Genomic DNA, 9,012 nt, shown 5'->3' on the forward strand with positions numbered 1-9,012 from the left:
GGGTTACCCGGCCCCGGCACGTCGACCCAGCGAAGGAACGGATGACGATGACGAGTGGTTTCGTCGGCCCGGAGGGCGACCCCTTCGCAGAATTCCTCGCCCGCTTCTTCGGCGGACAACGCCCCCGCCAGATCGACATCGGCCGACTCCTCAGCCAACCCGCCCGCGAACTGGTACGCGGCGCCGCCCAGTACGCCGCCGAGCACGGCAGCCGTGACCTGGACACCCAGCACCTCCTGCGCGCCGCCCTCTCCGCCGAGCCGACCCGGAGCCTGCTCAGCCGCTCCGGCGCGGACCCCGACTCCCTGGCGTCCGAGATCGACGACCGCTCCGGCCCCGTACAGCACGGCCCGGGCGAGGCCCCGCCGCCGACCTCCCTGTCCCTCACCCCCGCCGTCAAGCGGGCCCTGCTGGACGCGCACGAGATGGCCAGGGCGTCCGGCGCCGGCTACATCGGCCCGGAGCACGTGCTCACCGCCCTCGCCGCCAACCCCGACTCGGCCGCCGGCCACATCCTCAACGCGGCCCGTTTCGCCCCCTCCGGCCCGCCGGAGGCACCGGAGGCCCCGCAGGCCCGCGCCGAACGGCCCCGCCCCGCGACGGGCACGCCGACCCTCGACAAGTACGGCCGTGACCTCACCGCGTTCGCCCGCGAGGGCCGTATCGACCCGGTGATCGGACGCGACGACGAGATCGAGCAGACCGTCGAGGTGCTCTCCCGGCGCGGCAAGAACAACCCGGTGCTGATCGGTGACGCGGGCGTCGGCAAGACCGCCGTCGTGGAGGGGCTGGCCCAGCGGATCGCCGAGGGGGACGTGCCCGACGTGCTCCTCGGGCGGCGCGTGGTCGCCCTGGACCTGACGGGCGTCGTCGCCGGAACCCGCTACCGGGGCGACTTCGAGGAGCGGATGAACAACATCGTCGAGGAGATCCGGTCCCACTCCGACCGGCTGATCATCTTCATCGACGAGCTGCACACCGTCGTCGGCGCCGGGGGCGGAGGCGAGGGCGGCTCGATGGACGCGGGCAACATCCTCAAGCCGGCCCTCGCCCGCGGCGAGCTGCACATCGTGGGCGCGACCACCCTGGAGGAGTACCGCCGGATCGAGAAGGACGCGGCGCTGGCCCGCCGCTTCCAGCCGATCATGGTGCCCGAGCCGACGCCCGCCGACGCGATCGAGATCCTGCGCGGTCTGCGGGACCGGTACGAGGCCCACCACCAGGTCCGCTACACCGACGAGGCGCTGCTGGCGGCCGTGGAGCTGTCCGACCGCTATCTGAGCGACCGCCGGCTGCCCGACAAGGCCATCGACCTGATCGACCAGGCCGGCGCGCGGGTGCGGCTGCGGGCCCGGACCAAGGGCACGGACGTACGGGCCATGGAGCGCGAGGTCGAGCAGCTGACCTGCGACAAGGACCAGGCGGTCGCCGACGAGCAGTACGAGCAGGCCACGCAGTTGCGGGACCGCATCGTGGAGCTGAAGCAGCGGATCACGGACGCCGGCGGCGACGGCGAGGTCGACGAGGGACAGAGCCTGTGGGTGGACGCCGAGGCGATCGCCGAGGTGGTGGCCCGGCAGACGGGCATCCCGGTCAGCCGCCTCACCGAGGAGGAGAAGGACCGGCTGCTGGGTCTGGAGCAGCACCTGCACCAGCGGGTCGTCGGCCAGGAGGAGGCGGTGCGCGTCGTCTCGGACGCGGTGCTGCGCTCCCGCGCGGGGCTCGCCAGCCCCGACCGGCCGATCGGCAGCTTCCTGTTCCTCGGCCCGACGGGCGTCGGCAAGACGGAGCTGGCGCGGGCGCTCGCCGAGGCGCTGTTCGGCAGCGAGGACCGGATGGTGCGCCTCGACATGAGCGAGTACCAGGAGCGGCACACGGTGAGCCGGCTGGTGGGCGCCCCGCCCGGCTACGTGGGGCACGAGGAGGCCGGTCAGCTCACCGAGGTGGTGCGCCGGCACCCGTACTCGCTGCTGCTGCTCGACGAGGTGGAGAAGGCCCATCCGGACGTCTTCAACATCCTGCTCCAGGTCCTCGACGACGGGCGGCTGACCGACTCGCAGGGCCGGACGGTGGACTTCACCAACACCGTGATCGTGATGACCAGCAACCTCGGCTCCGAGGCGATCACCCGGCGCGGCGCGACCCTGGGTTTCGCGTCCGGCGGCGCGGACGCCGACGAGGAGGCGCGGCGGGAGCAGATCCTGCGGCCGCTGCGGGAGCACTTCCGGCCCGAGTTCCTCAACCGGATCGACGAGATCGTGGTGTTCCGCCAGCTGACCGCTGAGGAGCTGCGGCGGATCACCGACCTGCTGCTGGAGGGCACCCGGCGCGGGCTCAAGGGGCAGAACATCTCGGTCGACTTCACCGACGCGGCCGTGGACTGGCTGGCCGAACGCGGCTACCAGCCCGAGTACGGCGCCCGGCCGCTGCGCCGCACCATCCAGCGGGAGGTCGACAACCAGTTGTCGCGGCTGCTGCTGGACGGCCGGGTCCGGGAGGGCGGCCGGGTGACGGTGGACACGGAGGACGGGCGCCTGGCGTTCCGTACGCAGGAGACACCGGCACCCGAGCTGTGAGCGGGAAGGGGCGCCCCGGACGGGGCGCCCCGCCGTGTGTCTAGCGCGCCGGGCGGACCACCATCGCCGATCCGCCGCCCCTGCGGACCTTCTCCGCCGCCGCGAGCCACGTGCCGTCCGGCAGCCGCTGCACGCCGGTGGTCGCGCCGATCTCCGGGTTCTCCCGGAAGGAGTGCCCGATCGCCTCCAGACGCTGCCTCAGCCCGCTGTCGTACAGGCCGGGTTCGAGTTCGGTCTGTGCGGCGTTGCGCTGGCTGGCGCGGGGTGCGGCGATCGCGTCGACGAGGGGGAGGCCGCGGTCGACGAATCCGGTGAGGGTCTGCAGCACGGTGGTGATGATGGTGGAGCCGCCGGGCGAGCCGAGCGCCACCACCGGCCGGTCGTGCCGGTCGAGCACGATCGTCGGCGACATGGACGAGCGGGGCCGCTTGCCGGGGCCGGGCAGGTTCGGGTCGTGGACGGCCGGGTCGGCCGGGGCGAAGGAGAAGTCCGTCAGCTCGTTGTTGAGCAGGAAGCCGCGTCCGGGCACGGTGATGCCGCTGCCGCCGGTCTGCTCGATGGTGAGCGTGTAGGCGACGACGTTGCCCCACCGGTCGGCGGTGGTGAGATGCGTGGTGCTCTCGCCCTCGTACGTCGTCGGCGCGGCCGTGCCGCCCTCGGCGCACGGCGCCGGGTCGCGGGGGTCGCCGGGGGCGAGCGGGCTGGTGAGGACGGAGTCGTCCTCGATCAGGCAGGCGCGGGAGTCCGCGAACCGCTGCGACAGCAGCTCCCCGGTCGGTACGTCCTCGAAGGCGGGGTCGCCGACCCAGCGGCCCCGGTCGGCGAACGCGATCCTGCTCGCCTCGATGAACCGGTGCAGATAGCGCACGTCGCCCGCCCCGGACAGGTCGGTGCGCTCCAGGATGTTGAGCGCCTCGCCGACCGTCGTGCCGCCGGAGGACGAAGGCGCCATGGAGTAGACGTCCAGGCCTCGGTAGGAGGTCTTCGTCGGCGCCTGGGGCTTCGTGCGGTAGGCGGCGAGGTCGCGCGGGGTCAGCTCGCCGGGGCGGGCGTTCCAGCCGGAAGCCGGGTCCACGGGCGGCTTGTTGACCGTCTTCACGATGTCCCGGCCGATGCCGCCCCGGTACAGGGCGTCGACGCCCTCGCGGCTGAGCTCACGGTAGGTGCGGGCCAGATCGGGGTTCCTGAAGGTGGAGCCGACGGCCGGGAGTTCGCCGCCCGGGAGGAACAGCTCGGCCGTGTCGGGGAAGTGGCGGAAGCGGGTCTCGTTGGCGGCGGTCTGCGCGCGGAAGGTCTCGTCGACGGTGAAGCCGTCGCGGGCGAGGCGTTCGGCGGGCTTCAGGACCGTGCCCAGGCCGCGCTCGCCCCACTTGTCGAGCGCCCATTGCCAGGTGGCGGGCGTGCCGGGGGTGCCGACCCCGAGTCCGCTGCTGACCGCTTCGGCGAACGGGATCGGCCGGCCGTTCTCCAGGAACAGTCCGGAGTCGGCGGTCAGCGGGGCCGTCTCGCGGCCGTCGAGGGTGTGCACGGTGCGCGAGCGGGCGTCGTAGTAGACGAAGTAGCCGCCTCCGCCGACACCGGCCGAGTAGGGCTCGGTGACGCCGAGCGCGGCGGCCGTGGCGACGGCCGCGTCGACGGCGTTGCCGCCCTTCCTCAGGATCTCGATCCCTGCGGCGGAGGCGTCGGCGTCGACGCTGGAGACCGCGCCGCCGTGGCCGACGGCGACCGGGACCTTGGGGGTGTGCCGGAAGGGTGCCCCGTACTGGGCGGGCGGCGGGGCCGCCCCCACCGACAGCACGGCGGCACCGACCGCCAGGACTGCGAGATTCCGTGCGACAGGACGACGCATCCGCACCTCCGGTAAACGGCTGTCCGCGCAGCCTAGTTCGTCACCGGGCTCCCGTCAGGGATGCCGGAGGGGTGTGCCGTCCCGTCGCCCGGCGGGCCCTGTGGCCCACGTCTCGAACACGGGTTTGTGCGGGACCGCTAGCATGCGCGCCCATGAGTGACGACGTGCGCAACATCGTTCTGGGCGTGGTGGCCGCCGGCATCAGCGCCGCGCTGGGCTGGATGGCCCGTACCTACCTGTGGAGGCGCAAGCTCCGGCGCAAGCAGGCGTTCTTCGGCCTGCCGGAGAACTCCGAGTCCCTGCTCGTCGTCAACCGCGATCCGGCGACGGCGGAACCGGCGGTGCACCGCTTCGACGTGTTCGCGCTCCTCGAGCTCTCCGCGCTGGTCAAGGACTGCGGGGCGCATGTCCAGATGGTCACCCAGGACGCGGCCCACCAGGGCTTCGGCGAGCGGACCGAGTTCTGTGTGGGCGGGCCGGGGTCGAACCGGCGGATGGTGGCCCACATGGCGGCCATGCTGCCGGGGGTGCGGGTCAACGTCGATCCGGAGCCGGGCCCGGACCGGGGCGCCTTCCAGATCGGCTCCGAGCGCTACCGCATGGACCCGGGCGTCACCGAGTACGTGCTGCTGGCGCGGCTGACCGCGGGTGAACGGCGCGAGACGCGGCCGGTGTTCCTGTTCTGCGGTCAGCGCGCGATCACCAACCAGGCCGCGACCCGCTATCTCGCCCGCAACCACGAGCGGCTGGCCCGCAAGCACGGCTCGAACTCGTTCGTCCTGCTGCTGAAGGTGATCAACTCGCAGGCGTACGGCCCCGATGTGGTGGAGCTGGTCGCGGACGTCACCAGGGTCGCGCAGACCGCGCTGCCGGCCGCGCCGCGGAACAGTCACCGGGCGGACTGACCTCGTTCAGCACCACCCGTCCGGCGCGCAGCTGACCTTCTCCTCGTCGGCGGACGACCCGTCGGGGTCGCGTCCGCCGCGCGAGCAGTGATCTCCGGCTGCCGCCGGACGGGTCCGGCCGATGTGATCCGCCGCCCCGTTGGACGCGGGGCGGTGGGCCCCTCCCGGTGGCGGTGTCCCCGCTCCTGGCGCGGAGTCCCCTCCCCCACCGGGATGAAGGGACCATTCTAGTGGAGGCCCGGGCGGGGGAGTCTACGGGCGTCACCCCGTTCAGTGCTCGAGGATCTCGGAGGGGGAGTCCTTGGCGCGGTCGCTGCGCGGATCACCGAGGAACCCGTCGGGTGTGCGGTCCTCCACGATCCGGCCGTCGGCCATGAAGACCGCGCGGTCGGCGGCCGGACGGGCGAAACCCGTCCCGTGCGTGACCACGATCACGGTCATGCCCTCACCGGCCAGTTGCCGCATGACCTCCAGGACCTCGTTGATCCTCTCCGGGTCCGGTGCGGAGGTCGGCTCGTCGAACCGCATCACCTTGGGCTCCGTGGCCGGCGCCCGCGCGATCGCCGCCCTCCCCCGGTGCCCCGAGGGCCTGGGAGGTACCCCCGGCTGCCGGCCGCCCGGGAGCCGCGCCGGGTACTTGTCCGCCTGGCCGGCGACGCCGACGCGGCCGAGGAGCGCGTGTGAACGCCGGTCGGCGTCCTCCTTCTTGCGCCCGCGGACCTTCACCTGGCCCAGCGGGACGTTCTGCAGCACGGTCCTGTGCGCGAAGAGGTCGAACGACTGGAAGACCATGCCGACGTCGGCGCGCAGCCGCGCCGGCGCCTTGCCCCCGTACGGGAGCGGCTGGCCGTCGAGCAGGATCGTGCCGGACCGGACGGTCTCCAGCCGGTTGATCGCCCGGCACGGCGTCGACCTCCCCGACCTCGACGGGCCGATGACGACGACCACCTCTCCCCTGTCCACGGTGAGCCCGACGTCCCGCAGGACGTGGAGGTCCCCGAAGTACTTGTCGACGTCACGCAGCTCGATCAGCGGATCGCCGGCCATGCCCGTCCCTCCTCGCCCTCAGCCGTGCGGTGGTCGCCGCAACGTATCCGGGCAAGATCACCGGGACGGCGCGACACGCACTCTTCGGTCATTAGCCGTATTTACACCGGTTCACACCGATTTGTCCGATTCGCGGGCCGGGGGCCTCACGCCTCCGCGACCTCCGCGTACAGTTGGGACAGCTCGGGCACGCCGCTGGCCGCCCACTCGTGTCCGGCGTCCACGACGTCGAACTCCCGCCCGGAGGTGAGCCGTACGACCGGCTGCCCGTCGGCGCGGATCTCCCAGGCGGCCCCCGGCACGGTGCGCACGATGACGGTGCCGAGGTACAGCCCCGCGTCGTTGCCCAGCCAGGTCGAGGCCTCCTCGTCGTCCCGCCAGCGCGGCACCAGTTGGTCCAGCGCCTCCAACGAGGCCGGGGAGTCGTCGAGTCGGACACCCGCCCGGTCGGCCTGGGAGCGCAGCAGTTCGCACTCGGCGAGGAGTTCCGCGATGCCCTCGGGATCGGGGACCCCCACCTTCTGGCGCCGGTTGCCCAGGAAAGGGATGTTCATACCGCCAGCCTGGCACTCGTACCGTGCCGCGCACCACAGGCGCGCGGGGTCGGACGACGGCCGGCCGGTCCCCCGCTACACGTCGAGGTCCACCACGACCGGCGCGTGGTCCGAGGCACCCTTGCCCTTGCGCTCCTCGCGGTCGACGTAGGAGTCCGTGACCGCCTTCACGAAGGGCTCGTTGCCGTACACCAGGTCGATGCGCATGCCGCGGTTCTTGGGGAAGGCGAGCTGGCGGTAGTCCCAGTACGTGAAGGGGTGGTCGTACTTGAGGGGGCGCGGGACGACGTCGGAGAGGCCGGTCTCGCGCAGGGAGGCGAGGGCGGCGCGCTCGGCGGGGGTGACGTGGGTGGAGCCCTCGAAGACGGCCCGGTCGAAGACGTCGTCGTCGGTCGGGGCCACGTTGTAGTCGCCCAGGACCGCGAACGGCCGGCCGCCCGCCGCGTCGCCGGCCACGGCGGCCTTGAGCGCCTCGAACCACTGGAGCTTGTACGCGTAGTGGGGGTGGTCCACCTCGCGCCCGTTGGGCACGTACACCGACCAGACGCGGACCGGGCCGCAGGTCGCGGAGACGGCACGGGGCTCGACGGAGCCGTCGTAGCCGGGGTCGCCCGGCAGGCCCTTGACGACGTCCGTCAGGCCGACGCGGGAGAGCACCGCCACGCCGTTCCACCGGCCGGTGGCGTTCACCGCCGACTCGTAGCCCAGCTCGCGCACCTCCTCCACCGGGAACTTCTCCTCGGCGACCTTCGCCTCCTGGAGGCACAGCACGTCCGTGCCGCTGCTCTCCAGCCAGGCCAGGAGCCTCGGCAGGCGGGCGGTGATCGAGTTCACGTTCCAGGTCGCGATGCGCATGGTCCACAACCTACCCGGCACCTGTGACAACGCGCGCCCGCCGCCCGCCGGGTCACAGCTCGGCGGAGCCCCCCGGCGCGAGCCGCAGGTGCTCCGAACCGCCGAGGGCGCCGATCTGACGGTCGTAGATCGGCCGGGCGAGGTCGGTGAGGAGGGCGTCGTGGATGTCGTAGGCGCGCCGCGGCCTCACCTCGCGGACGTAGTCGATGACCTCGGAGATCTTGTTCCAGGGGGCCATGACCGGCAGCATCAGCGTCTCGACCGGCCGGTCGGGGACGGTGAGCGCGTCACCCGGGTGGAAGAGCTTCCCGCCGTCGACGAGGTAGCCGACGTTGGTGACGCGCGGGATGTCCGGGTGGATCACCGCGTGCAGTTCGCCGTGGACCTGGACGTCGAAGCCGGCGGCGGTGAAGGTGTCGCCGTGGCCGACGGTGTGCACGCGGCCCGGGAAGGCCGCCGAGAGCTGCTCCGCGACCGACCTCAGGGTCCAGATCTCGACGGCGGGGTCGGCCTCCAGGGCGGCCCGCAGCCGGCCCTCGTCGAAGTGGTCGGGGTGCTCGTGCGTGACCAGGACGGCGTCGGCGCCGAGGGCCGCGTCCTCCTCGCTGAACCCTCCGGGGTCGAGGACGAGGACGCGTCCGTCCTTCTCCAGGCGGACGCAGGAGTGCGACTTCTTCGTGAGCTTCACGGTCCCATTCTGCCCCCGTGCCGTCCACGGCCGCGCGGAGCGCCCCCGGGGCTCACTCCTGGGGCGTGGTCTCCTCGCGGACGACCTGCTGGGCCACCCGGAAGGCACTGTTCGCCGCCGGGATGCCGCAGTAGACGGCCGCCTGGAGCAGCACCTCCTTGATCTCGTCCGGGGTGAGCCCGTTGCGCAGGGCGGCCCGGGTGTGGAAGGCGAGGTCCTCCAGGTGGCCGCCGGCGACGAGGGCGGTGAGGGTGACGCAGCTGCGGGTGCGCCGGTCGAGTCCGGGCCGGTCCCAGACCTCGCCCCAGGCGTAGCGGGTGACGAGTTCCTGGAAGTCGCCCGAGAACGCGTCGGTCCCGGCCAGGATCCGGTCGACGTGCGCGTCGCCCAGCACCTCCCGGCGGACCTTGATGCCGGTGTCGTACGCGTCGGGCCTGCCCTGCGGCTGCTGCGGTACGGCGGGCGGGGCGATCTCGGCGACGGGCGCGAGCTGCGGCGGGGCGGCGGCCGGCGCCGGGGTCACCGCCGCCGCGGGCAG

The 9,012-nt window shown here is 73.0% G+C and carries 8 protein-coding genes; 2 read left to right on the plus strand and 6 right to left on the minus strand.

What is annotated here, in order from left to right:
- Positions 1-47 precede the first annotated feature (47 nt).
- On the plus strand, positions 48-2,576 hold the full coding sequence (locus B7767_RS40455; RefSeq protein WP_085576270.1) for an ATP-dependent Clp protease ATP-binding subunit: 2,529 nt from the start codon (positions 48-50) through the stop codon (positions 2,574-2,576).
- A 40-nt stretch (positions 2,577-2,616) separates the two neighbouring features.
- Here the strand turns inward: B7767_RS40455 and ggt are convergent, their stop codons facing one another.
- Positions 2,617-4,425 carry a gamma-glutamyltransferase gene (gene ggt / locus B7767_RS40460; protein WP_085576264.1) on the minus strand — a complete coding sequence of 603 codons (1,809 nt, stop codon included), beginning with the start codon at positions 4,423-4,425 and terminating at the stop codon, positions 2,617-2,619.
- A 152-nt stretch (positions 4,426-4,577) separates the two neighbouring features.
- Between ggt and B7767_RS40465 the strand changes: the two genes are divergently transcribed.
- On the plus strand, positions 4,578-5,330 hold the full coding sequence (locus tag B7767_RS40465; RefSeq protein WP_085576265.1) for a hypothetical protein: 753 nt from the start codon (positions 4,578-4,580) through the stop codon (positions 5,328-5,330).
- Between the two features lie 270 nt (positions 5,331-5,600).
- Here the strand turns inward: B7767_RS40465 and B7767_RS40470 are convergent, their stop codons facing one another.
- From B7767_RS40470 to pcaC, 5 genes are all read right to left on the minus strand, one after another.
- Positions 5,601-6,377 carry an amino acid ABC transporter ATP-binding protein gene (locus B7767_RS40470; RefSeq protein ID WP_085576266.1) on the minus strand — a complete coding sequence of 259 codons (777 nt, stop codon included), beginning with the start codon at positions 6,375-6,377 and terminating at the stop codon, positions 5,601-5,603.
- A gap of 146 nt (positions 6,378-6,523) precedes the next feature.
- Positions 6,524-6,931 carry a DUF6278 family protein gene (locus B7767_RS40475; RefSeq protein ID WP_085576267.1) on the minus strand — a complete coding sequence of 136 codons (408 nt, stop codon included), beginning with the start codon at positions 6,929-6,931 and terminating at the stop codon, positions 6,524-6,526.
- Positions 6,932-7,006: 75 nt separating this feature from the next.
- Entirely contained in the window at positions 7,007-7,786 is a 780-nt protein-coding gene (locus tag B7767_RS40480; protein WP_085576268.1) for an exodeoxyribonuclease III, read from the minus strand.
- 52 nt (positions 7,787-7,838) lie between these two features.
- Positions 7,839-8,474 (minus strand): MBL fold metallo-hydrolase, encoded by a 636-nt coding sequence (locus B7767_RS40485; RefSeq protein ID WP_085576269.1) that lies wholly within the window; start codon positions 8,472-8,474, stop codon positions 7,839-7,841.
- 52 nt (positions 8,475-8,526) lie between these two features.
- Positions 8,527-9,012 (minus strand): 4-carboxymuconolactone decarboxylase (gene pcaC / locus B7767_RS40490; RefSeq protein ID WP_085576271.1); only part of this gene is annotated, 486 nt, incomplete at its 5' end.

Origin of the sequence: Streptomyces sp. 13-12-16, from assembly GCF_002114215.1 — a bacterium.
Lineage (GTDB): Bacteria > Actinomycetota > Actinomycetes > Streptomycetales > Streptomycetaceae > Streptomyces.